The organism is Sphingopyxis sp. DBS4 (assembly GCF_024628865.1).
In the GTDB taxonomy this organism is placed as follows: Bacteria; Pseudomonadota; Alphaproteobacteria; order Sphingomonadales; family Sphingomonadaceae; genus Sphingopyxis.
This window is the reverse complement of sequence record NZ_CP102384.1, coordinates 381566-404950: the sequence shown is the minus strand read 5'-3', so window position 1 is coordinate 404950 and position 23385 is coordinate 381566. Positions and strand designations below refer to the sequence as shown.

Genomic DNA, 23385 nt, shown 5'->3' with positions numbered 1-23385 from the left:
GTCATTGCGAGCGCAGCGAAGCAATCCAAGGCGGTTTACGCCACTCTGGATTGCTTCGCTGCGCTCGCAATGACGAGGCAGATTTACGCCGGCACGGTGCTTTCGTCGAAGAACAGCACCTGCGAAATCGCCGCGCGCAGCGTCGCGGGCTGATAGGGTTTGGTGAGCAGGAAGGCGGGCTCCGGCCGGTCGCCGGTCAGCAGCCGCTCGGGGAAAGCTGTGATGAAGATCACCGGCACCGTCATGGCGGTCAATATTTCCTGCACCGCTTCGATCCCCGAACTGTTGTCGGCGAGCTGGATGTCGGCGAGCACGAGGCCCGGCTGATGCGTCTGCGCGTCGGCGACCGCCTCGGCATGGGTGGTCGCGACCGCGACGACGTCGTGGCCGAGTTCCCGAACGATCATCTCGATATCCATCGCGATGATCGGTTCGTCTTCGATGATCAGGATGCGCGCGCGCGTCTGGCGATCGATCTCTTCCATCGCCTCGGCGATCAGCGCCTCGACAGCGGGAGCATCGCGGCCGATGATTCGCCCGGTCTCCGCGGTGCTGAAGCCTTCGACCGCGGTCAGCAGCAGCGCCTGGCGCGCCAGCGACGGAATGCGGCGAAGCCGCGCGTCGGCGACCGCGATCTCGGCAGGAATAGTCTCGTCGCCAGCCGCAGCTTGGTCCGTCATCAGACCGAAATTGTCGTGGACCATGCGATAGAGCTGAATCCGAAGCTCATTCCCCGCGTCGATCGCGTCCGGATGCGCCACCAGCGTTTCGAGCAGGCGCGCGACCAGCGCATCGCCGCTCTGCTGACTCCCCGAAATCGCGCGGCCATAGCGCCGCAAATAGGGAAGATGCGGCGCGATCGCCTGGCCTAATGACATGGATACCCTCCTGATACGGCGGAGAAATCCGCCGATTCCGAACCGTGACACACGAAAAAATCCGCATCGCCCGGCATAATTTCACCCCTTGGGAACGATTTAGCCGTAAATTAGTTTCCCAGGGAAGCAACAAAGGCGCATTGCGCTTTGGTTACCGCGCGGTTAGCAAAAGGGCCCATGTCGAGCGTCTGGCAATATGATGTCGTCTGATTCCGCTACGCCGCCCGAAAAGCCGGCCGGAAAGGACGCCGAGAAGAAACTCCCCGGGAAGGTGCAGGAGATTAATATCGCCCTGCGCCGCGCCTACGACTCTGCCGTCGACGAAACCATCCCCCAATCGATGCTCGACCTCTTAAACAAGCTGAACTGATTCATTTCCGGTAGCGCGCGGCGAAATCCGTCTGGAACGCCGCAAACGTCCCCGCCGCAATGGCGTCGCGCATCGCCTGCATCAGCGCCTGATAAAAATGCAGATTATGCTGCGTCATCAGCATCGCGCCCAGCATCTCGCCGGCGCGGACGAGATGATGGAGATAGGCGCGCGACCAGGTCGTGCAGACCGGGCAGTCACACGAGGCGTCGAGCGGCCCCAGATCCTCGGCATGTCTGGCGTTGCGGATGTTGACCGGCCCGTCCCAGGTGAAGGCCTGACCGTTGCGGCCCGAACGCGTCGGCAGCACGCAGTCGAACATGTCGACCCCGCGCGCGACCGCGCCGACCAGATCGTCGGGCTTCCCCACCCCCATCAGATAGCGCGGCTTGTCGGCGGGAAGCTGGCCGGGCGCGAAGTCGAGCACGCCGAACATCGCTTCCTGCCCCTCGCCGACGGCCAATCCCCCGATCGCATAGCCGTCGAAACCGATATCGGTCAGCGCCGCGGCCGAGCGCGCGCGCAGCTTCTCGTCAAGCGAACCCTGCTGGATACCGAACAGCGCGGCACCGGCCGCATGCTCTTCACCCGCGTCGAACCCCGCGCGGCTCCGCGCCGCCCAGCGCATCGAGCGCTCCATGCTCGCCTCGGCGCGCTTTGCGTCGACGCCGTTCGGCGGACATTCGTCGAATGCCATCACGATATCGCTGCCGAGCAGACGCTGAATCTCCATCGAGCGTTCGGGGGTCAGCATATGGCGCGAGCCGTCGAGGTGGCTCTTGAACGCGACGCCTTCCTCACTCTGCTTGGTCAGCGCCGACAGGCTCATCACCTGATAGCCGCCGCTGTCGGTCAGGATCGGGCGGTCCCAGCCCATGAAATTGTGGAGGCCGCCCAGCCGCGCCATCCGCTCGGCGCCGGGGCGCAGCATCAGATGATAGGTATTGCCGAGAATGATGTCGGCGCCGGTGGCGCGCACCTCGGCCGGGCGCATGGCCTTCACCGTCGCTGCGGTGCCGACGGGCATGAAGGCGGGGGTGCGGATCTCGCCGCGCCGCATGCGGATGACACCGGTGCGCGCGGCGCCGTCGGTCGCGGCGACCTGAAAAGCGAATCTGTCGGTCATGGCGCGCGCCTATGGCCGCGCCCGCGCCAAAAGTCGAGATTGCGCCGCGGGCGCCCTCAGGCCGCCTGCCAGTCGTTGGTCGTGGTAAAGGCGGGCAGCGCCAGATTGGCCTGCGCCTGCTGGCTTGCCGCCGCGATCAGATAGGGCGAGACGCGGTGCCGGGTGCAGAGGCCGCCATTGCCGTCGCTGACCAGCGACTGCTCGAATTCGATGCCCTGCTGATGCTTCATCGAGCGGCGGACCGTCGCGGTCGCAAGCTGGCCTTCGCCGAAGTCGATCACGAACTGCGTCCCCTTCGGCACGTCCAAAATGCCCTCGATGAAGGCACCCGTCGCCGACAGGTTGCGGATCACGACATTGTAGCGGTGGTTGCCGTGCACCGCGCCGACCTTGCGGAACATCTGGAAGCGGTCGTTGCGCTGGCGCGCCGGGCCCGATGGCTTGATGATCCACGATCCCGCCTCGGCATGGCCCAGCAGTTCGTCGCTCGATACCGGCTGGCTGTAGATATAGCCCTGCACATGGCTGACCGCGAGCTTGCGGATCAGGTCGAGCTGGTCGTGCGATTCGATGCCTTCCGCGGTCGTCTCCATGTCGAGCGCCTCAGCGAGCGCGACGATCGCGGCGATGATCGCCGCGTTGCGCGACCCCTTCTGGGTCGCCCCGCGCACGAAGCTCTGGTCGATCTTGATCTTGTCGAACGGCGCCGATTGCAGATAGCCGAGCGACGAATAGCCGGTGCCGAAATCGTCGAGCGCGAGGCGCACGCCGAGCCCCTTCAGCGCCTTGAACATCCGCGCCGTCTCGTTCGAATCGGCGAGGAACACGCTTTCGGTGATCTCGAGCTCGAGCCGGTCGGGCGGCAGCCCCGCGGCGGCGAGCGCGTTCGCCACGACCTTGGGCAGGTCGGCGTTGGCGAACTGGATCGGCGAGACGTTGACCGCGACGCGCAGTTCGCCGGGCCAGCGCGCGGCCTCCTCGCAGGCCTTGCGCAGCACCCATTCGCCGAGCGACCAGATAAGATTGGCCTCTTCGGCGATCGGGATGAAAACCGAGGGTGAAATCACGCCGCGCTCGGGATGCGTCCAGCGGATCAGCGCCTCGACCCCGGTCACCATGTTGGACTGCGCGTTGACCACGGGCTGATAGCTCAGCTCCATCTCGCCGCGCGTCAGCGCGTCGCGCAGATCCTCCTCGAGCTTGCGGCGATCCTCGGCCGCCTGGTGAAGGTCGCTCGAATAGAAAGCGAAGCGGCCGCGGCCATTGCCCTTCGCGGCATAGAGCGCGAGGTCGGCGTTGCGGACAAGGTCGTCGCTGGTCAGCCCGTCGAACGGCGCGATTGCGACACCGACCGAGGCGCCGATGATGCAGCGGCTGCCCTCGACCGAATAGGGTTGCGACAGGCTGGCGATGATGTCGGCGGCCATGTCGCCCAGCTTGCCGCGATCCTCGACGTCGGGAAGGATGATCTGGAATTCGTCGCCGCCAAGACGGCTGACCATCTCCTTGTCGCCGACGATCTTGAGCAGCCGCTCGGCGACCTGCTTGAGCAGCGCGTCACCCGCCGGATGTCCTAGCGTGTCGTTGACCTGCTTGAAACGGTCGAGGTCGAGCAGCATGATCGCGCAGCTCCGCTGCTGCTGCGCGAAGGCGGCGAGGGTCGTGTCGAGCTTCTTCGAGATATGGAAGCGATTCGCGAGCCCGGTCAGCGAATCATAGAGTGCGAGGCGCGAGGCGTCCTCGGCCGAACGGCGCTGCGCGGTGATGTCGGCGCCGCTGCCGCGATAGCCGGTGAAGCGGCCGCCGCCGTCGAAATGCGGGGACCCCGACACCGCCCACCAGCGATCGTCGCCCTCGAAGGCGCTGCGCAATGGCAGTTCGTCGAATTTCGACTGGCGGGTCATCAGGAACGGCAAGGTGCGCTGGCGCTCGCCATGGCTGTCGACGGGAAGGAACAGGTCGGTGAAGCTGGTGCCGAGCAGCGCGCCGCCCGTCCGCCCCATCAGCCGCGCGACCGCGTCGGTGATATAGGTCAGCCGACCATTCGCATCGGTCGACCAGAACCAGCCGCGGTTGCTTTCCTCATAATTGCGGACGAGCAGCAGCGCCTCGCGGGTGTCGAGATGCGCGGCGGGTTCGTCCGCGTCGCCGCGCGGTCGCACCTTGCGCGCGCCGATCTTGCCGAAAAAACCCCGCGCGCCGTCGTTCGCCACGCTTTCGTCGCGGTCGGTCCTGCCCCCGCTGCTCTTGTTCATGCCCGCTGCCACGAAGCCTTACCCACCCCTTAAGTCCGGGGTCCGCAATGCCCGCAATGCCTTGCCATATTGTAAATATCGGAGCTCCCGGCGCTCGCTCCTGTCCCATATAGGGAAAGTTGGCGTCGCGCCCCGCTTCGCCTATAGGCGCGCCATGCTGCTTTCCGATCGCATTCTCTTCCTCGACGGCGAGGCACTCGTCATCGACAAGCCCGAAGGCCTGCCGGTCGATCCGCCGCGCGACGGCAGCCTCAGCCTCGAAAATCATCTCGACAGCCTGCGCTTCGGCTTCAAGCGCTGGCCGCTCGCGGTCCACCGGCTCGACCGCGACACCTCGGGCTGCCTGCTTCTCGCGCGCAATCCCAAGGCGCACGGGCGCTTCACCCGCGCCTTCGAGGGGCGCGAGGTCGAGAAGCAATATCTCGCGATCCTCGCCGGGGTGCCGGCGGACGATCGCGGCATCATCGACCTGCCGCTCGGCAAGACGTCGACCGCCGAGGCGGGCTGGCGGATGGTCGTCGACCCGAAAGGCAAGCCGTCGGTGTCGCATTGGGAAAAGCTGGCGGTCGCGGGCGGCCGCGCGCTGCTCCGCTTCCGTCCCGAGACCGGGCGCACGCATCAGCTTCGGGTCCACGCGCTCGAAGGGCTCGGCTTTCCGATCGTCGGCGATCCCGTCTACGGCACCGGCGGGCCGAAGGATCGCACGATGCTTCATGCCGAACGGCTCGTCGTGAAACGTGACGTCAAGCCGTCGATCATCGCTGAAGCTCCCTTCCCCGACCGCTTCGCCGCGCTGGGGTTCGAGCCGCCGGAAGGCGCGGCGCCGACCCGTGGCTGACATCCCCGAAAGCGCGATCACGGAAAAATTCCTCGCGGGTACGGGGCCAGGCGGGCAGAATGTCAACAAGGTCGCGACCGCCTGCCAGCTTCGCGTCGATGTCTATGCGCTCGGCCTGCCCCCCGACGCCTATCGGCGATTGAAGACGCTCGCGGGCAGCCGGATGACGACCGAGGGCGAACTGGTCATTCTCGCGCGCCGCTTCCGCACGCAGGAAGCGAACCGCGCCGACGCGCGGCAACGGCTGAGCGAGCTGGTCGATGCCGCGCTCGTCCGCCCCGAAAAGCGCATCAAGACCAAGCCGAGCAAGGCGGCCAAGGCACGGCGCGTCGACAGCAAGAAAGCCCGCGCCACAGTCAAGGCCGGACGCGGCCGCGTGTCCTTCGACTAGCGGACGCCGAGGCGATGCAACTCTATCGCCTCGACGCCACGGCGGCGCAGATTTCCAACGCTTTCGGGGTCGAGACCGGCGACGATCCATGGACGGGCGACTATGTCGCGCCGGGCCGCCCGGCGCCGGTGATCGTCCCCGACAGCCGCGGCGGGCCGCGCCGTTTCCTGCGCCCGCGATTGTGGGGCGTCCCGCCGCCGCCACGCGGGACGCGGCCGATCACCAGCGTCCGCAACCTCGCCAGCCCCTTCTGGATCGGCACGCTGCGCCATCCCGAACTTCGCTGCCTGATTCCGGCGACGAGCTATGCCGAATGGTCGGGTCCGGACGGCGCACGCCGCCAGCATTGGTTCTCGCTTCCCGGCCGGCCGATTTTCGCTTTTGCCGGGATCCAGCGCCAGACCGGGGACTGGCCGAGCTTCGCGCTGCTCGTCACCGATCCCAACAGCCTCCTCGAACGTTATCAGCCAAATGCCATGCCGCTGATCCTTGCGCCCGAGGACCAGGAGCGCTGGCTGACCGCCGACTGGCGCGAGGCGAGCGGGCTCGTCGCGCCCTATCCCGGCCATTTGATGGCGGTCGGAGACGCGCCGCCGCACCCGTGAAATTCACCATGCTTCTTCACTTTAGGATAACCAATGGGGCGCTAGTTTCGGCCCGAATCAGATGAGGCTGGGACGCAGGACCGTGCAGACGACAACCAACGGCAAACCGGTAGCGCGGACGCGAGGCGCCGAGCGCGCGCCCGTGTGCGGTCGCGCGCGCTTTCGCGAGCCAGGCTTCAACCCGTTCGACGTCGAACTGTTCGATCTCTCCTCGACGGGCTTTCGCATGGTCACCTTCGCGCGCCCCAAGATCGGCAAGCACATCTGGGTCAACCTGCCCGGCCTGCAACAGCTCGAAGCCGTCGTCCGCCGCGCCGACGGCAATAATTTCGGCTGCGAGTTCGTCAATCCGCTGCATCCGTCGGTGGCAAAGCATCTGCAAATAAAGCTGCGATAGACTTCCTAAAGCTCGTCATTACGAGCGCAGCGAAGCAATCCAGAGTAAGCGTAAACCGCTCTGAATTGCTTCGCTGCGCTCGCAATGACGAAGAGGCTCAACCCGCCGCCGTTTCCGACATCTTCAGGATATGCTTCCACTCATCAGGCTTGACCCGCCCGACCGACAGGCGCGACAGGCGAATGAGGTCCATGTCGGCGAGCTTCGGGTCGGCCTTGATCGCCGCCAGCGTTACGGGATGCGCCAGAGCGCGCACCGGCGCGACGCGCACCACGACCCACGGCGATCCCTCTTCGGCGGTCGGATCGGGAAAGGCCTCTTCGGTGATCGTCAGGATCCCGACGCATTCCTTGCCGATATTGCTGTGATAGAAGAGCGCTTCGTCGCCGACCTTCATCGCCTTCATGTTGAGCTTGGCGCTGTGGTTGCGCACGCCGTCCCAGATACCGGTGCCGTCCTTGACGAGCTGGTCCCACGCATAGGCGTCGGGTTCGGATTTCATCAGCCAATATTGCTTTGCCATGGCGGCGGGTCTAGCCGAGCCCGGCGCGGGACGAAACCGCCTTTTTCCCTTTAACCCGCGCGCCGCAGCGCCTAAATCGCGAGTCATCCAGCGCCCGCCGGGCGCCGCCCCTGAATCGAATGGACTTCCCACGCATGACCGCTGCCGTTCCCGTCATTTCCATGTCGCTCCCCGCCGAGCAGTTCGCCCACGACTTCGGCGCCTCGTTCGAGCGCTTCGGCTTCGCGATGATCACCGATCATGGCATCGACCCCGCGCTGATCGACGATGCCTGGACGAAGGCGAAGGCCTTCTTCGCGCTGCCCGAGGCGGCGAAGCGCGCCTATCATATATCCGGCGGCGGCGGTGCGCGCGGCTATACGCCGTTCGGGACCGAGATCGCCAAGGGCGCGAAGGAGGTCGACCTCAAGGAGTTCTGGCACGTCGGCCGCGACCTGCCCGAAGGGCACCCGCTCGCCGCGCAGCAGCCGAACAACGTCTGGCCGCAGGAAGTCGACGGCTTCCGCGCCGTCTATGACAAATTGTTCGCCGAATTCGACCGCGTCGGCGGCCGGCTGCTGTCGGGGATCGCGCGCTACCTCGGCCTCGCGCCCGATTTCTTCGACGACACGGTGAAGGACGGCAACAGCGTGATGCGCCTGCTCCATTATCCGCCGGTCGCGGGCCCCGCGAAGGGCATCCGCGCCGAGGCGCATGAGGACATCAACACGATCACGCTCCTCCTGGGCGCCGAGGAAGCGGGACTCGAAATCCTCGACAAGGACGGGTCGTGGCTTCCGGTCAGTCCGCCGCCGGGCGCGATGGCGGTCAATGTCGGCGACATGCTCCAGCGGCTGACCAACAACCGCCTCCCCTCGACCACCCACCGCGTCCGCAACCCCGACGCGGGCCGCGCCAGCGTCGCGCGCTACTCGATGCCCTTCTTCCTGCATTTCCGCTCGGACTATCCGATTCGGACGCTGGAAAGCTGCATCGATGCGTCGCACCCGAATCTCTACCCGACGCCGATCACCGCCGACGACTATCTGCAGGAGCGGCTGCGCGAGATCGGGCTCAAAAAGTAGGAATTATGGCCCCAATCAGGCCATCTCGCTCCAGACTTGACAGGCGGGGCACCTGCCGAACCGCTTCCGAGTAAAAAACCGGAGCGACGGCAAACATGCGCTATTATTGAGCCTGCGAAGAGACGGAGCAAGACCAGCGTTCTTTCCCGGCGGCATCCAGCACGACGAACTTTTCTGCGGCGATGTGAAGGGTGAAAACGGTGTCGTCTCTTATGATCGGATCATGGCGGGTCGCGGGTAGATTTCGCCCGCTCTCGGCGAACCATGGGGAGGTGAGCCGCCCAACGATGATGAAGCGGCCGCGAGACCTGAGCGACGTTTCGTCGCCCGCCGTGGCGGACATCCGGAATTCGAATTCATTCCTCGGCCATTTGAACGACTCACGCCAGGGCTCTTCCTTCGGCGGCTCGGGCATTTTTTTCTCAAGCTCACGTCGGTTCCATTCGATCAGGCATGGCATGGCCTTCGGAATATCAAGTGAGGCAGCACTAACAAACCCCTCGGTCAATTCGACTTTAAATGGCGTGGTGTCCGTAGGGATGGTCTGAGGCCCTCGCGATTTCCTAAATACATCAACATCGAACTCGCGGTTAAACCGTCCGTAAATCATCTGTTCGGATGGAGAATAGGTCATCGCTACACCGGGTCCGTCAAAAGGCAGACAGACGGAAATTTGCCTGCCGTAAATAACTTGTGCCGTTCGCCTCAGCCTTTCCTGATATTCGACCGCAGATTCTTGTTCCTTTTTTTTCGATACGTTTTTGGCTTCGGATTGAAGCGCGCGCGCGAGAAGGCCGAATGGCCGGGTTTGACACTGGCCCGAATTGGCGGCCAAAGGACCATTTAGCTCGAACAGTGTGTTTAATGCTTCCGTGCTCGACATCTTTCGGGCCGACACTCCGTCAGACGCGAGCGCAGGCGGCGGAACTGGAGGGGCAGGTGTTTGGGCATATGCAAACGGCGCGGTGATCAAAGCGGCAATAGCCGTCAGGCGCGCAATCATTTCATTCATTTCTGACATCCCCTTGCAGCTTGCCCCAATAATCGAACACCGCCTGCTGCTGCTCGCGGATGAAGCGCGCCGCCGCGGCGCCCTCCCACGGGCCGTCGTAGCCGAGGAGCAGCGCGGTGCCGCCGACCCACCAGCCCTGCCCCGGCAGGCGGTCGCTCTCGCGCACCACCAGCACCGCGAGGTCGGGCTCGCCGTCGAGGGCGCAGAGACGGTCGACCTCGGCCAGCGTCCGGCACACCGCGCGCATCTTGGGCCGCGTGAAGCGAAAGCCGAGGTCGCCAAGCAGTTCGGAATAGCTGACGCTCCGCCCCTCACGCGCCGCCTCGGTCAGGATCGCGCGGATGCGCGGCACATCGCCGAGCGCCGAGACGTCGGCAGCGGTTTCGGGCGCGCCTAGACCTTGGTCTTTGGCAGCCATGGCACAAATCCCGAAGTGCGCTCGACGTAATCGGCATAGCGGGGGCGCGTCTTGTGCAGCCCCTTTTCAAGCAGCGCCTTGCCCGACCATTTGGTGAGAGTGAAGGTCAGGAATAGCGGCCCGATCACGCTCGCAAGCGCGATCCACGGGCCGAGGTCGGCGGCGATCAGCCACAGGCCCCACCATGTCAGCACGTCGCCGAAATAATTGGGATGCCGCGTATAGCGCCAGAGGCCGGTGTCGAGAACCTTGCCCTTGTTCGCGGGATCGGCGCGAAATCGCGCGAGTTGCGCGTCGCCGATGCTCTCGAACGCGATCCCGGTCAGGGCCGCAATCGCGCCGATCCATCCGGCAACGCCGACGGCGGGCGCCGCGTCCGCCGTGCTCGCCCAGATACCGATCTGCGCGGGAAGGCAAGTGACGAAGAGGAGCGGCGCCTGCATCAGGAACACCATCACCAGCGCCGAACGCGGCCAGCTCCAGCCGCGCTGCTTCATGACGCCGCCGAGGATCTTCCGATAGCGCGGATCCTCGCCCGCTGTACGCCAACGCCGGAACAGATGGAAGGCGAGACGCAAGCCCCACAAGGTCGTGAGGCCGAGCAGCAACAGCCCGTGCGGCGCGCCAACCCCGGCCTGCAAGGCGCTCGCCCAAGCCAGCATCACCATGCCGAATGCCCAAAAAGCATCGATGAACGACACGTCGCGGATGCGGACGGCGACCGCCCACAGGATCAGCACCACGGCAATCAACGCCGCAAAATTCAACCCCAGCATCGCCGGCAAGCCGCTCATCCGCCTGCTCCTTCTTCCTCCGTCCCCACGATGTCGTCGATCGAACGGACCGCGCGCTCGGGGAGTTTGGGAATACAGCCCTTATAGACGTCGAACACCTTCATCATGTCGGCCCGAAAATCGCCCGTCGGCCAGATCAGCGGCCCGAGCCCGCCGGTCCTGGTCCCATAATCCATCAGCCCGACGACCATCGGCACCTTCGCCGCCAGCGCGATCTGGTAGAAGCCGGTGCGCCATTTGCGCGCCTTGCCGCGCGTTCCCTCGGGCGCGACGGTCAGCATGAATTCGGCACGGCGCGCGAATTCATCGACCATCTGCTGCACCGCGTTGCTCGCATGGGCGCGATCGACCGGCACCCCGCCCATCTGGCGCATGAAGCCGGCGATCGGCCAGCGGAACAGCGACAGCTTGCCCATGAAATGCGGCCGCACCCCCAGATCGGCGGTGAGGCCGAGATAGTTGACGAAATCCCAGTTGCTCGTGTGCGGGGCGGCGATGATGATGAAGCGCCGCGGTTCAGGCACCTCACCCACCGCCTTCCAGCCGCGCATGCGATAGAGCAGCAACAGCAGGCGCCGCACGGCGCGCGCCACCAGTCCGGGCGGATCGTCAGCAATGGCGGTCAAATTTCTCTCCCCGTCGCAGCACTTGCGCGAAAGCCCGCGGGGGTGCAAGCGGCTTGCGGCCCGCTCCGCTTTCTGCTCCTTAGCGTTCTCAGCTTTCAGGAAGAGGGGAGAGACGATGAGGAAGGCAACCGCGCTGCTGGCGTCAGCGCTGCTGATGGCGACGCCGGGCCTGGCGCAGGAGGCGCCGCGCCCCGACCAGCTCGCTTTCCGTGACCTCTACAAGGAGCTGGTCGAGACCAACACGACGCTCTCCTCGGGAAGCTGCACCCTCGCCGCAGAGCGCATGGCGGCGCGGCTCAAGGCCGCGGGTTTCGCCGACGATCAACTTACGCTGTTCAGCACTCCCGAACATCCGAAGGAAGGCGGCCTCGTCGCCGTCTATCCCGGCACGTCGAAGCGCGCGAAGCCGATCCTGCTGATCGCGCATATCGACGTCGTCGAGGCGAAGCGCGAGGATTGGGAGCGCGACCCGTTCACGATGGTCGAGGAAAACGGCTATTTCTATGGCCGCGGCACCGCCGACGACAAGGCGCAGGCGGCGGTCTGGATCGACACGCTGATCCGTTTCAAGCAGGAAGGCTATAAGCCCAAACGCACGGTCAAGGTCGCGCTGACCTGCGGCGAGGAGACCAACGGCGCGTTCAACGGCGCCGAATGGCTCGCCGCGAACAAGCGCGACCTGATCGACGCCGAATTCGCGCTCAACGAAGGCGGCGGCGGCGACAGCGACGGAAAGGGCAAAGTGCTCGGCCAGTCGGTGCAGGTCGGCGAAAAGACCTTTGCCAATTTCCGCCTCGAAACCCGCAACCCCGGCGGCCACAGCTCGGCGCCGGTTCCCGCCAACGCGATCTACGAGCTCTCGGCCGCGCTGAGCAAGATCGCGGCCTATGACTTCCCGCTCGAGATGACCGACACGACGCGGCGTTTCTTCGCCGAAGCCGGCGCGGCGCGCGGCGACGAGACCGGCCGGGCAATGGTCGCGCTCGCGAAGGACCCCACCGACAAGGCGGCCGAGGCGATCGTCAACAAGGATGTCTTCCTGCACAGCAATCTGCGCACGACCTGCGTCGCGACTTTGCTCGACGGCGGGCACGCGGCGAATGCGCTGCCGCAGCGCGCGGGGGCGAACGTCAATTGTCGCATCTTTCCGGGGCACAGCATCGAATCGATCCGCGACGAACTGGCGACGCTGATCGGCGATCCGGGCGTTACCGTCACCCAGCTACCGCCCAAGCGCCCCGCCCCACCCGCGCCGCCGCTCGATCCCAAGGTGATCGGGCCGATGCAGACGCTGGTCGACAAATATTGGCCGGGGCTGAAGGTCGTTCCCGCGATGGCGAACGGCTATACCGACGCGACCTTCCTCGGCGCGGTCGGCATTCCGACCTATGGCATTCCCGGCATGTGGGGCGACCCCGACGGCAATGGCGCGCACGGCCTCAACGAACGCATGGAGGTGCGGTCGGTCTATGTCGGGCGCGACTATATGTATGATCTGGTGAAGGCTTACGCGGGGAAACCCTGATTCCGTCGTCATTGCGAGCGGAGCGAAGCAATCTCCAGCCCTCGGCTTTGCGCAACGCCGAGGGCTGGAGATTGCCGCGTCGCTTCGCTCCTCGCAATGACGAGGCGTGTCACCCCACGAAAGCCCGCTCGATGACGAAGTCGCCGGGCGCGGCGTTCGATCCTTCCTTGAAGCCCAGCGACAGGAAGCGCGCCTGCAGGTCGCGGATCATCGCCATGCTGCCACACATCATGATGCGATCGGTTGCGGGATCGAATTGCGTGGGGCCGGTCAGCGGATGGCCGAACAGGCGGCCGCTGTCGATCAGCGCGTCGATGCGCCCCTCAATGCGGAAAGGCTCGCGCGTCACCGTCGGCAGATAATGGAATTGCAGCAGCGCCAGATCCTGCACCAGCGGATCGCCCGCGAGCTGGCTTTCAAGCTCTTCGCGGAAGGCGAGATCGCTGACCTGCCGGACGCAATGGACGATCACGACCTGGTTGAAGCGGTCGTAGATGTCGGGGTCGCGCGCCAGGCTGAGGAATGGCGCGAGGCCGGTGCCGGTCGAGAGCAGGAACAGCCGCTTGCCCGGCAGCAGCGCGTCGGCGACGAGCGTCCCGGTCGGCTTGCGACCGAGATAGATGGGGTCGCCCGGCGCGATCTTTTGCAGACGCGACGTCAGCGGGCCATCGGGCACCTTGATCGACAGAAATTCGATCTCGTCCGACCAGGCGGGGCTCGCGATCGAATAGGCGCGCAGCAGCGGCCGCCCCTCGCCGCCCGGCAGGCCGATCATCACGAATTCGCCCGAACGGAAGCGAAAGCTCGGCGGGCGGGTGATCGAGAAGCTGAACAGATGCTCGTTCCAGTGGCGCACCCGCAGCACTTCCTCGACGGTCAGCGAGGCGGATGGGGCCAGTTTGGCGGCTGCGGCAATACGATCACTCATCACTTTGGACTTTCCTGATGCTTCATGGCGCCGACCGCGAGGACCGGCAGGTGGAATCCCGCGAAGGCCAGTCGTTCGATCGCTGCGCGCATCGCATGGGCGACCGGTCCGACGCTGGAATTGCCGACGAGCAGGGCGAGGGTGGCACGGGCGGCAGCTCCGTCCTCCAGCGAAAAGTCGCGCCAAAGTCCAAGCAGAATTGCTTCATGCTCTGAAATCTGGACGCAGGGCATCGGCGCCAGCTCGAGCGGCGCGGACGCTCCGGTGGCGAGAAGCGCCATCGCGACATGGAAGTCGGGAAGCGCCGCCAGTGCGCCCGTATCGGCAAAACCGCGGTGCAGCGCCTGCGGCGGACAGGCGCCGCGCGTCGCGGCGTGGGTCCAGCCGCGCATCGCCCACAAGAGGAAGCGGCCGCTGTTGGTCAGGCTTTCGACTGGCCGGTCGACAAGGGCGTACATGCGATTCTCCGTGCGGGATGCCGCGCGCTTATATGTTATTGCGAGTCATTTGCAACTATGCCATGATGAAAATCTGTACGAAAGGATGGCCTTATGTCCGAAGCGAACCGGCGATCGATGATGACCAGCCTTCCCGCGATGGCGACCGCCATCGCCGCGCTGGCCCTGCTGCTGCTCGCGCTGCTCCGATGGCAGGACAATGGCTGGGGGGCGCTCATATGGCTCGGCGCCTTCGTCGCGACGATCGCGATCCGCCTGCCCCACTCGCTGCGCAACCGCGCCAACGTCGTCGTCGATGCCCGCAAGGACGTGACCGAAAAGCTGCTGCTGACGGCGATGTTCCTCGCCATGATGCTGTTGCCGCTACTCCACCTCGCCACGCCGCTGTTTGCCTTTGCCGACTATCGCCTGCTCGACTGGGCGACAGGGATCGGCACCGCGTTGCAAATCCCCTTCCTCTGGCTCTTCTGGCGCAGCCACGCCGACCTCGGCCGCAACTGGAGCCCGGGCCTCGAGGTGCGCGACGGACATGCGCTGGTGACGAACGGCATTTATGACCGTATCCGTCATCCCATGTATGCCGCGATCTGGATTTCGGCGCTGGCGCAGCCGCTGCTGATCCACAACTGGATCGCGGGCGTGCTCGTCGTTCCGGCCTTTGCCGCGATGTGGTTCCTGCGCGTTCCGCAGGAGGAGCGCATGATGGCGCGCCGCTTCGGCGCCGAATGGGACGCCTATTGCGGCCGGACCGGGCGCCTCTGGCCCGGCAGCGCACCGATGATCGGGCCGCAGCTTTGACGGAAGGAAGCGCATGAGCGTCATCGACAGCATCGCCGCGCTCGAAGCGGTGGTCGGCAAGCAGCCGCCCGCGATCAACCTGAAGGTGATCGATCATGTCGATGCTACTGCGCGGCGCTGGCTTGCGGCATCGCCGCTGATGTTCGCAGGGATCGGCGATGGCGCCTCGATCGCGATCACCATCGGCGGCGGCGAACCGGGCTTTGCGAGCGCCGATGCCGCGACGCTGTCGGTGCCGCTCGACCTGATCGACGACCCCGCTCTGGTCCGGGCAGGCGCGGGGTTCAGCTCGCTGTTCCTGCTGCCCGGTATCGGCGAAACGCTACGCATCAACGGCCGGGTCGCGGACACCGAAAGTGGCATAGCGCGGATCGCGATCGAGGAATGCTATGTCCATTGCGCCAAGGCGCTGATCCGATCCGACTTCTGGTCGGCAGAGCCGCTCGTCGGCGCGCCGGACGAGGTCGGCGCCTTCGTCGCGGCGAGCCGCTTCATGGCGCTGGCGACCGTCGACCCGCAGGGGCACGCCGACCTCAGCCCCAAGGGCGATCCGGCGGGATGCATGGCAAGGCTGGCGGACGGCGCGCTCTGGTTCCCCGACCGCCCCGGCAACCGCCGCACCGACAGCTTTCGCAACATCATCGCGCAGCCGCGCATCGCCGCAGCGCTGCTGCTGCCGGGGTCTTCCGCCATTGCGATATTATCGGGCACGGCCTCGCCGACCAGCGACGAGGCGGCGCGCTTGCCCTTCGCGGTGCAGGGCAAGACACCGCTGCTCGTTACCACGGTACGCGACCTCGATATCGCGCTGCGGCCCAGTGCCGCGCTGGGGCGCGCGCGGCTCTGGCCCGCCGCTGCCGCGCCCGCCGATATCAAGCCCGCCAAGATGTTCGCCGAGCATATGCGGCTCAACAAGGACAAGGGCCTCGGTGCTCGCATCGCGAGCGCGGCGGTGTCGATTCCCGGCCTGATGCAGAAGGCGCTCGACAAGGATTACAAGGACAATCTCTATTAGCGGGCACCCGTCGGTGATCGCCCTTTGCCATGTGACGCCGCGCTTGCTATCGGCTCCGGGCAATGGCGAGTAACTCCGACGACCTTCCCCCTTCTGAGCCCCCAAAATCCCCGGGCGACGGCATCGACACCCCGTTCGACAGCGCTTTGTCCGAACGCTATCTCGTCTATGCGCTCTCGACGATCACCGCGCGCTCGCTGCCCGACCTTCGCGACGGGCTGAAGCCGGTTCACCGCCGCCTGCTGTGGGCGATGCGCGCGATGCGGCTCGACCCGAGCCAGGGCTACAAGAAGTCGGCGCGCGTCGTCGGCGACGTGATCGGCAAATTCCATCCGCACGGCGACACCGCGGTCTATGACGCGATGGTCCGTCTCGCGCAGGATTTCTCGCTTCGCTATCCGCTCGTCGACGGCCAGGGCAATTTCGGCAATATCGACGGCGATAATGCCGCAGCCTACCGCTATACCGAGGCGCGGCTGACGCGCGTCGCGATCGACCTGATGCAGGGGCTCGATGAGGGCACGGTCGATTTCAAGCCGACCTATAATGGCGAGGACGAAGAGCCCGAAATCATGCCGGGCCTCTTCCCGAACCTGCTCGCCAATGGCGCGAGCGGGATCGCGGTCGGCATGGCGACGAACATTCCGCCGCACAATGCCGCCGAGGTGATCGACGCCGCGCTGTTGCTGATCGAGAATCCAAAGGCCGAGCTGTCCGACCTGCTGGAGCATGTCAAAGGCCCCGACTTTCCGACCGGCGGCATCATCGTCGATAGCCCGGAGACGATCGCCCACGCCTATGAAACCGGTCGGGGCGGCTTCCGCGTCCGCGCGCGCTTCTCGACCGGCAAACAGGATGGCGTCTGGGAAGAGACGGGGATCGAGAAACAGCCAGGCGGCACCTGGCAACTCGTCGTCAGCGAGATTCCTTATGGTGTCGCCAAAGGCAAGCTGATCGAACAGATCGCGCAGCTCATCGCCGACAAGAAACTGCCGATTCTCGAGGATGTCCGCGACGAAAGCGCCGAAGACCTGCGCATCGTGCTGGTGCCGAAGAGCCGCAACGTCGACCCCGACATCCTCAAGGAAAGCCTCTACCGGCTGACCGAACTCGAAAGCCGCTTCGCGCTCAATCTTAACGTCCTCGACGCGACGCGGACGCCGAAGGTGATGGGGCTGCACCAGCTTCTCACCGAATGGCTCGAGCATCAGATCGTCGTGCTGGTCCGCCGCTCGAAACATCGCATCGCCAAGATCGATGACCGGCTCGAACTGGTCGGCGGTTATTTGATTGCCTTCCTCAACCTCGACCGGATCATCGAGATCATCCGCACCGAGGACGAGCCCAAACCGGTGATGATGGCCGAGTTCCTGCTCACCGACCGCCAGGCCGAGGCGATCCTCAACATGCGCCTGCGGTCCTTGCGCAAGCTCGAGGAAATGGAATTGAAGCGCGAGCAGGACGCGCTGACCGCCGAACGCGAGGAACTGGTCAAGCTGGTCGAGAGCCCGGCGCGCCAACGCACGCGGCTGAAGCGCGACCTCGGCGCGCTGCGTGCCGTCTACGGCCCCGACACCGCGCTCGGCGCGCGCCGCACGACACTGGCCGAAGCGGCGCCCGCGCGCGACATTCCGCTCGATGCGATGATCGAGAAGGAACCGGTGACGGTGATCCTCTCGAAGCGCGGCTGGATCCGCGCCCAGCGCGGCCATGTCGCGTCCGACCAGTGGGGCGAGTTCAAGTTCAAGGAAGGCGACGAACTCGCCTTCGCCGCGCACGCACAGACGACCGACAAGCTGCTGGTTGCCGCAAGCGACGGGCGTTTCTACACCGTCGGTGCCGACAAGCTGCCCGGCGGGCGCGGCTTCGGCGAACCGCTGCGGCTGATGGTCGACATCGATCCCGAGGCGCGCATCGTCGCGATGATCCCGGCGAGCGCCGAGGGGCGCCTGCTCCTCGCCTCGACGAGCGGCCACGGCTTCATCGCCCAGATGGCCGACGTCGTCGCCGAGACGCGCAAGGGCCGCAACGTCGTCAACCTGAAACCGAAGGCACAGCTTTCCGTCGTCCGCCCGATCGCGTCGGGCGACGACAGCATCGCCGTCGTCGGCGAGAACCGCAAGCTCGTGGTCTTTCCGATCACCGAAATGCCGGTGATGGCGAGGGGACAAGGGGTAACGTTGCAGAAGTATCGCGATGGCGGCCTGTCCGATGCGATCAGCTTCGTTTTCGCCGAGGGGCTAAGCTGGACGATGGGCGGCGACACCGGCCGCACCCGCACCGAAAGCGACCTCGGCCCCTGGCGCGTCGCGCGCAGCGCATCGGGACGGATGCCCCCCACGGGCTTCCCGCGGAACAACCGCTTCGACTGATCGCATTTACCTGTTGCCGTAAATCCCTTCTTTACTTCCGCTCCTTTAGGCAACGACCAATGGGGAAAGGTCGCTTAAAACCCACTCTTATGCCTATCGATAGAACCGGCGAAGACCGGCCATCCTTGTTCGTCGGCTGGATCGACGCCCTGCCCGTTCCGGCGGCGCTGATCCGCCCGCTGTCGCGCGGCAACTTCAGCCTGCACGCGAGCAATGCCGCGTTCGACAAGCTCGATTTGTCACCCGCCGGCGTGAACGCTCCCATCGAGCTGCGCCGCGCGATCGAACGCGCGCCCCAGGAAGTCGGCGGCGCGCAGGAATTTTCGTGCCGCCTCGGCAAAGGCGTCGCAGCGCGTGACCTGCGCGGCTCGATCGGCCCGCTTCCCGGCGAAGACGGCGACACCGGCCTGTTCCTGCTGACGCTGATCGACCGCACGCAGGAAATGATGACCGAGCGCAATTTGCGCCGCGAACTCGTCTCCGACAGCCTGACCGGCCTGCCCAACCGCGCCGGGTTCGAAGAACTCGTCGAGCAGCGCAGCGATGGCGAGGCGAGCGGCGACCACGCGATCCTGCTGCTCGACCTCGCGCGCTTTTCGCGCATCAACGAACATATCGGGCCGATGGCGGGCGACGAACTGATCATCACCGTCGCGCGCCGCCTGAAATCAAGCCTGCGCAGCGGCGACATATTGGCGCGTACCGGCGGCGACGAATTCGCCATCTCGTCGCGCGTCCCCGGCGGCAAGGCCGACGTACGCGAGATGGCGCGCCGCATCCGCGGCTGCTTCGACCATCCGTTCCGCATCGGCGAACTGAAGGTCAGCGTCGATTGCGCGATCGGCTGCGCGATCCAGCCCGGCATCGACACCGACATCGCCGACCAGATCCGCCACGCGCAGATCGCGCTGAAACGCGCCAAACGCACCGACCGCATCGAAATCTACGAGCCCGAGGCGGCGATCCTGTCCGACAATCGCTTTGGCCTCGAAACCGAGCTCAGAAGCGCGATCGAGGAGGATCGGCTCCACCTCGAATTTCAGCCGCTGGTCGAGCTGGCGACCGGCACCGTCGCAGGGTTCGAGGCGCTCGCGCGCTGGAACACCAGCGACGGACTGTCGATCCCGCCGACCGAATTCATTCCCATCGCCGAGGATTCGGGGCTCATCGTCCCGCTCGGCCAATGGGCGATCGGGAAAGCGGCGGCGACGCTCGCCGACTGGGACCGGGCGAACGGCGGCCAGTCGGTCGATTGCTATATCTCGGTCAACGTCTCGGCGATCCAACTCGTGCGCGACGATGTCGCGGCGGTGGTGCGCGACGCGCTCGCCGCCAATGCGATCGGCGGCGAGCGGCTGATGATCGAACTCACCGAAAGCGCGATCATCGGCGATCCCGACCTCGCGCTGTCGGTGCTCAGCGAATTGAAGGCGCTGGAAGCGCGCGTTGCGATGGACGATTTCGGCACCGGCTATTCGAACCTCGCCTATCTCCAGCGCCTGCCGCTCGACGTGCTCAAGATCGACCGCAGCTTCGTCGACCATATGGTCGAGGATCGCGACAAGGCGGCAATCGTCCGCACGATCCAGAGCCTGGCCGAGGTGCTGGGGATGCGGACGACGGCGGAAGGCGTCGAGACCGCCGACCAGGCGCGGCTGCTTTCGGCGCTCGGCTGCGACTTCGGGCAGGGCTTTCTGTTCGCGCGGCCGATGGAGGCCGAGGCGGCGCTCACCTATTGGCGCGGCGCGCTGGAGCGGCCGATCATCTGATCGACGATCGCGCCGACGCGCGCGGCATCGGGATAATCCTCCGTCACCCACTGCGCCTCGACCGCGCGCAGGATGCGGGCGACCTCGGGGCCCGCGGTCACGCCGCGCGCGATAAGGTCGCCGCCCTTGACCGGCAGCAGCGGTACCTCCCAACCGTTCAGTGCGGCGACCGCTGCTCCGGCGTCGGACGGGTTTGCCGCGAACAGCCAGGCGTCGCGCGCCGCCTCGACCCCGATGCCATGGGCGAGTTGCCGCGCGGGGCTGAGCACGCCGCGATGCGCCGCGACCGCGCCCATATGCTTGCGCTGCCGCGTCGACAGCCGGAGCCGGCTGGCCACCTGCTCGGCGACCGCGGCTTCGGCAGGAAGCAGCGCGACAAGGCGGCGCAGCGGAGCGGGATCGACCGCAGCGGCGGCCTCGTTGGCGAGCAGTCGGTCGAGCGCCCCGGCAAAGCCGTCGTCGAGCTCGGGCAGGATCACCGCGAAAATACCGTCCGCCGCCATCTGCCCCGCGATGGCACGCGGGTCGGGCAAGGACAATATCTTCAGCAATTCGTCGGCGACGCGCTCGCGCGACAGGCTCTTGAGCGACTGGCGCGCCGCGACGACCGCGGCATGGCTGGCGGGCTCCAGTTCGCCGCGTCCAAAGCGCGCCGCGAAGCGATAGAAGCGCAGGATGCGCAGATGATCCTCGGCGATGCGCGTCGCCGCGTCGCCGATGAAGCGCACACAGCCGGCCTTCAGATCGGCAATGCCGCCGAACCAGTCGTCGACCGCACCGCTGTCGGGATCGGCGTAAAGGGCGTTGATCGTGAAGTCGCGCCGCGCCGCATCCTCGCACCAGTCGCCCGCAAAAGCGATCGTCGCGCGGCGCCCGTCGGTGGCGACGTCGCGGCGCAGTGTCGTGATCTCGTGCCGCTCGCCGCTTGCGATCGCGGTGACGGTGCCGTGCGCGATGCCGGTCGGAATGACCTTGACATCGGCGGCTTCAAGGCGTGCGGTCACCTCCTCCGGCAACAGCGGCGTCGCGAGGTCGATGTCGGTCACCGAATGCCCGAGCAACGTGTCGCGCACCGCGCCGCCGACGACCTTGACCGCGCCGCCGTCGGCGCGCAGCGCCGCGACGATCCGCCGCAGGCCGGGCGCGGTGCGCCACGCCGCGGCGGGCAGCTTCGTCCCCGCCGCCATTCTAGCGATGCCAGCCCGGCGGCAGCCGCCGCGCGAGGTTGATGATGATATCGGCCGTCACGCCCCAGATCCGTCGTCCCTGCCAGTCCATGTCGTAATAATGGCGGTCCTGCCCCTGCCAATTGGCATGGTGCAGCTGATAATTGCCGGGGTCGAACAATATGTCGAGCGGCACTTCGAACCACGCCTCGACCTCGTCGGGATTGGGATCGAGCGGCAGGTCGGGCGGGATCACGCCGAGCACCGGGGTGATGTGATAGCCGCTGCCCGAGCGATAGGCGTCGGTCGGCCCCGCGATCGCGACGTCGCGGCGGTGGAGCCCGATCTCTTCCTCGGCCTCGCGCAGCGCCGCATCGACGACGTCGCGGTCGCCGGGATCGACCTTGCCGCCCGGAAAAGCGACCTGCCCCGCATGGCTGCGCAGCCATTGCGGCCGCTGGGTCAGGATCACGCCGGGGTCGGGCCGGTCGGTGAAGGCGATCAGCACCGCGGCATCGCGCAGGCTTTGACCGTGGAGCAGATAGGCTTCGTCCGATCCGGCGTCGGGGAGCAGATTGTCGAGCGCGACGCGCAATTTCTCCGACAGCATCAGGCGTCCACCAGCGGAAAGCACGCGCCGTTCGACCAGATCGCGGGCGGCTCCGCTCCGTCTGCGAGCGCCATCTCGACGATCTCGTAATAGAGCGCACGGTCGATACGTGCTTCGAGGCCGTTGCCGATGACCCCGCGCACATGCAGGCGCGGGTCGGGGGCATCGGGGTCTCGGCCGAAGCGCAGCGGGTGGTCGGGGCCCGCCATTACCAGATCGTCGGTGTCGAGCCGGAAGACGAGCTTGCGCGTTTGCCCTTCGCCTTCGCTTTTCATCTCGACCGCGCGGAAGGGCGTGTCCTCGACCGCGATGCGCAGCTTTTCGGCGGGGGTGACGAGGACATGGCCGCCGTCGGGCTCACGCCGCAGGATCGTCGAGAAGAGCCTGACCATCGCGGGCCGGTTGATCCGCCCGCCCTCGTGATACCAGCTCCCGTCGGCGCGAATCTCCATCGCGCTGTCACCTTCGCGCTCGGGGTGCCATTGCTCGACCGGCGGCAGTTGGCGCGCCGCGAGCAGTTCGGCAGCTTCGGCGAGCGAGAGCTGCGAGAAATCCTTGGGAAGCGAAGGCGCGGGGCTGACCATGGAACCGACATAGGGGGATAGGCGATCGGCGCAAGTCCGACCGCATAAGCGATTCGCGCAAAGGCCGCAGAGCGCGCAGAGAAGCAAAGAAATTCACGCGGAGACGCGGAGGCGCGGAGATTATGGCTCGGGCCGACAGGCCCCTTCATACTCCGCCCCGTCGCGATTCCAGACAGGTCGCAGGAGAAGGCCGCTTCGCGGCGGGCACCATCTCTCCGCGCCTCCGCGTCTCCGCGTGAACCAAATCACTGCGCGCTCTGCGGCCTCTGCGCGAATCTTCTCTAGCGCGGCCCGATCGTCCCCGCCGACGTCGGCAGCCCATGGCCGTTCACCGCCCGCGCCAGCAGGCGCCGCCGTTCGAACGGGCCCCGCAAGTCCCACGCCCCCGTCGCCTCCGCGGTGAAATCGAAGAAGCGGCCGTAATATTCGGGATCGCCGATCATCATCAGCGCGCTGTCCGCCCTGGTCTCCGCCGCCGTCAGCATATGCGCCATCAGCGCACGGCCATGCCCGCCGCGCTGGACGTCGGGACGCACCGCGACCGGGCCGACCATCACCAGCGGCGTCGCCGTGCCGTCGGCGGCGCGATGCGCAACCGGCCAGCACTGGATCGTACCGATCAAGGCGCCATCCTCGACGGCGGCGAAGCTCAGGGTCGGCACCGCATCCATGCCCTCGCGGATGCGATAGGCGGTTCGTCCAAAGCGGTCCGTCCCGAAAGCGGCGTCGAGGAGAGCCTCGACCGCCTGCGGCTCAATATCGGACAATGGAAGTAACTCGACCAACGCGCACCCTTTCGCTAATGCGGCGGCGCTTTAGGGTCCGGGGTCGGCGATGAAAAGCCGAATATCGGTCCTTCCCAA

At 66.2% G+C, this 23385-nt stretch carries 25 protein-coding genes; 11 read left to right on the top strand and 14 right to left on the bottom strand.

What is annotated here, in order from left to right; all coding sequences use genetic code 11:
- Positions 1-83: 83 nt before the first annotated feature.
- On the bottom strand, positions 84-878 hold the full coding sequence (locus NP825_RS01920) for a response regulator (RefSeq protein WP_257547966.1): 795 nt from the start codon (positions 876-878) through the stop codon (positions 84-86).
- A 199-nt stretch (positions 879-1077) separates the two neighbouring features.
- Between NP825_RS01920 and NP825_RS01915 the strand changes: the two genes are divergently transcribed.
- The gene (locus NP825_RS01915) at positions 1078-1248 is read left to right on the top strand and encodes a NepR family anti-sigma factor (RefSeq protein WP_257547965.1); all 171 of its coding nucleotides are present in this window, start codon (positions 1078-1080) and stop codon (positions 1246-1248) included.
- A gap of 1 nt (position 1249) precedes the next feature.
- Here NP825_RS01915 and tgt read toward each other — a convergent pair whose 3' ends face one another.
- Together tgt and NP825_RS01905 are read right to left on the bottom strand one after the other, a co-directional pair.
- A complete protein-coding gene (gene tgt, locus NP825_RS01910; RefSeq protein ID WP_257547964.1) occupies positions 1250-2374 on the bottom strand; it encodes a tRNA guanosine(34) transglycosylase Tgt in 1125 nt (374 codons plus the stop codon).
- Positions 2375-2430: 56 nt separating this feature from the next.
- Positions 2431-4641, bottom strand: coding sequence for an EAL domain-containing protein (locus NP825_RS01905; RefSeq protein WP_257547963.1), 2211 nt, complete (start codon positions 4639-4641; stop codon positions 2431-2433).
- A gap of 142 nt (positions 4642-4783) precedes the next feature.
- Between NP825_RS01905 and NP825_RS01900 the strand changes: the two genes are divergently transcribed.
- The 4 genes from NP825_RS01900 (at position 4784) to NP825_RS01885 (ending at position 6860) form a co-directional block, all read left to right on the top strand.
- Positions 4784-5467, top strand: a complete 684-nt coding sequence (locus NP825_RS01900; RefSeq protein WP_257547962.1) for an RluA family pseudouridine synthase — start codon at positions 4784-4786, stop codon at positions 5465-5467.
- Positions 5460-5858 carry an alternative ribosome rescue aminoacyl-tRNA hydrolase ArfB gene (gene arfB, locus NP825_RS01895; protein ID WP_257547961.1) on the top strand — a complete coding sequence of 133 codons (399 nt, stop codon included), beginning with the start codon at positions 5460-5462 and terminating at the stop codon, positions 5856-5858. Before NP825_RS01900 ends, arfB begins: the two co-directional genes overlap by 8 nt.
- 14 nt (positions 5859-5872) lie before the next feature.
- Complete coding sequence (locus NP825_RS01890; protein ID WP_257547960.1) at positions 5873-6463, top strand: SOS response-associated peptidase family protein; 591 nt, start codon at positions 5873-5875, stop codon at positions 6461-6463.
- Between the two features lie 82 nt (positions 6464-6545).
- Positions 6546-6860: a PilZ domain-containing protein gene (locus tag NP825_RS01885; protein ID WP_257547958.1), complete on the top strand. Its 315-nt coding sequence runs from the start codon at positions 6546-6548 to the stop codon at positions 6858-6860.
- A gap of 97 nt (positions 6861-6957) precedes the next feature.
- On the opposite strand, the gene NP825_RS01880 is transcribed toward NP825_RS01885, so the two are convergent.
- The gene (locus tag NP825_RS01880; protein ID WP_257547956.1) at positions 6958-7383 is read right to left on the bottom strand and encodes an EVE domain-containing protein; all 426 of its coding nucleotides are present in this window, start codon (positions 7381-7383) and stop codon (positions 6958-6960) included.
- 134 nt (positions 7384-7517) lie between these two features.
- Between NP825_RS01880 and NP825_RS01875 the strand changes: the two genes are divergently transcribed.
- Positions 7518-8447 (top strand): isopenicillin N synthase family oxygenase, encoded by a 930-nt coding sequence (locus tag NP825_RS01875; protein ID WP_257547954.1) that lies wholly within the window; start codon positions 7518-7520, stop codon positions 8445-8447.
- 103 nt (positions 8448-8550) lie between these two features.
- On the opposite strand, the gene NP825_RS01870 is transcribed toward NP825_RS01875, so the two are convergent.
- The 4 genes from NP825_RS01870 to NP825_RS01855 are packed head-to-tail and all read right to left on the bottom strand — an operon-like array spanning position 8551 to position 11297.
- Positions 8551-9459 (bottom strand): hypothetical protein, encoded by a 909-nt coding sequence (locus NP825_RS01870; RefSeq protein WP_257547952.1) that lies wholly within the window; start codon positions 9457-9459, stop codon positions 8551-8553.
- Positions 9452-9877, bottom strand: a complete 426-nt coding sequence (locus NP825_RS01865; protein ID WP_257547950.1) for a ribose-phosphate pyrophosphokinase — start codon at positions 9875-9877, stop codon at positions 9452-9454. The genes NP825_RS01870 and NP825_RS01865 overlap by 8 nt, the downstream gene beginning before the upstream one ends.
- Positions 9853-10671: a DUF1295 domain-containing protein gene (locus NP825_RS01860; RefSeq protein ID WP_257547948.1), complete on the bottom strand. Its 819-nt coding sequence runs from the start codon at positions 10669-10671 to the stop codon at positions 9853-9855. Before NP825_RS01860 ends, NP825_RS01865 begins: the two co-directional genes overlap by 25 nt.
- Entirely contained in the window at positions 10668-11297 is a 630-nt protein-coding gene (locus NP825_RS01855) for a lysophospholipid acyltransferase family protein (RefSeq protein WP_257547946.1), read from the bottom strand. Before NP825_RS01855 ends, NP825_RS01860 begins: the two co-directional genes overlap by 4 nt.
- Positions 11298-11412: 115 nt before the next feature.
- On the opposite strand from NP825_RS01855, the gene NP825_RS01850 reads away from it, so the two are divergent.
- The gene (locus NP825_RS01850) at positions 11413-12822 is read left to right on the top strand and encodes a M20/M25/M40 family metallo-hydrolase (protein ID WP_257547944.1); all 1410 of its coding nucleotides are present in this window, start codon (positions 11413-11415) and stop codon (positions 12820-12822) included.
- 109 nt (positions 12823-12931) lie between these two features.
- Here NP825_RS01850 and NP825_RS01845 read toward each other — a convergent pair whose 3' ends face one another.
- Positions 12932-13750 carry a ferredoxin--NADP reductase gene (locus NP825_RS01845; protein ID WP_257547943.1) on the bottom strand — a complete coding sequence of 273 codons (819 nt, stop codon included), beginning with the start codon at positions 13748-13750 and terminating at the stop codon, positions 12932-12934.
- Positions 13750-14208 carry a hypothetical protein gene (locus NP825_RS01840; RefSeq protein WP_257547942.1) on the bottom strand — a complete coding sequence of 153 codons (459 nt, stop codon included), beginning with the start codon at positions 14206-14208 and terminating at the stop codon, positions 13750-13752. Before NP825_RS01840 ends, NP825_RS01845 begins: the two co-directional genes overlap by 1 nt.
- Positions 14209-14301: 93 nt before the next feature.
- On the opposite strand from NP825_RS01840, the gene NP825_RS01835 reads away from it, so the two are divergent.
- From NP825_RS01835 to NP825_RS01820, 4 genes are all read left to right on the top strand, one after another.
- A complete protein-coding gene (locus tag NP825_RS01835) occupies positions 14302-15006 on the top strand; it encodes a protein-S-isoprenylcysteine O-methyltransferase (RefSeq protein ID WP_257547941.1) in 705 nt (234 codons plus the stop codon).
- Positions 15007-15019: 13 nt separating this feature from the next.
- Positions 15020-16021: a pyridoxamine 5'-phosphate oxidase family protein gene (locus NP825_RS01830; protein WP_257547940.1), complete on the top strand. Its 1002-nt coding sequence runs from the start codon at positions 15020-15022 to the stop codon at positions 16019-16021.
- A 62-nt stretch (positions 16022-16083) separates the two neighbouring features.
- Positions 16084-18393, top strand: coding sequence for a DNA topoisomerase IV subunit A (gene parC / locus NP825_RS01825; RefSeq protein ID WP_257547939.1), 2310 nt, complete (start codon positions 16084-16086; stop codon positions 18391-18393).
- A gap of 89 nt (positions 18394-18482) precedes the next feature.
- Positions 18483-20162: a bifunctional diguanylate cyclase/phosphodiesterase gene (locus tag NP825_RS01820; protein WP_257547938.1), complete on the top strand. Its 1680-nt coding sequence runs from the start codon at positions 18483-18485 to the stop codon at positions 20160-20162.
- Here the strand turns inward: NP825_RS01820 and NP825_RS01815 are convergent.
- From NP825_RS01815 to NP825_RS01800, 4 genes are all read right to left on the bottom strand, one after another.
- On the bottom strand, positions 20126-21349 hold the full coding sequence (locus tag NP825_RS01815) for a CCA tRNA nucleotidyltransferase (protein WP_257547937.1): 1224 nt from the start codon (positions 21347-21349) through the stop codon (positions 20126-20128). The two genes, NP825_RS01820 and NP825_RS01815, sit on opposite strands and share 37 nt — an antisense overlap.
- Before the next feature lies 1 nt (position 21350).
- Positions 21351-21938 (bottom strand): CoA pyrophosphatase, encoded by a 588-nt coding sequence (locus NP825_RS01810; protein WP_257547935.1) that lies wholly within the window; start codon positions 21936-21938, stop codon positions 21351-21353.
- Complete coding sequence (locus tag NP825_RS01805) at positions 21938-22522, bottom strand: DUF1285 domain-containing protein (protein ID WP_257547933.1); 585 nt, start codon at positions 22520-22522, stop codon at positions 21938-21940. The genes NP825_RS01810 and NP825_RS01805 overlap by 1 nt, the downstream gene beginning before the upstream one ends.
- A gap of 281 nt (positions 22523-22803) precedes the next feature.
- Entirely contained in the window at positions 22804-23307 is a 504-nt protein-coding gene (locus NP825_RS01800) for a GNAT family N-acetyltransferase (RefSeq protein ID WP_257547931.1), read from the bottom strand.
- Positions 23308-23385 lie beyond the last annotated feature (78 nt).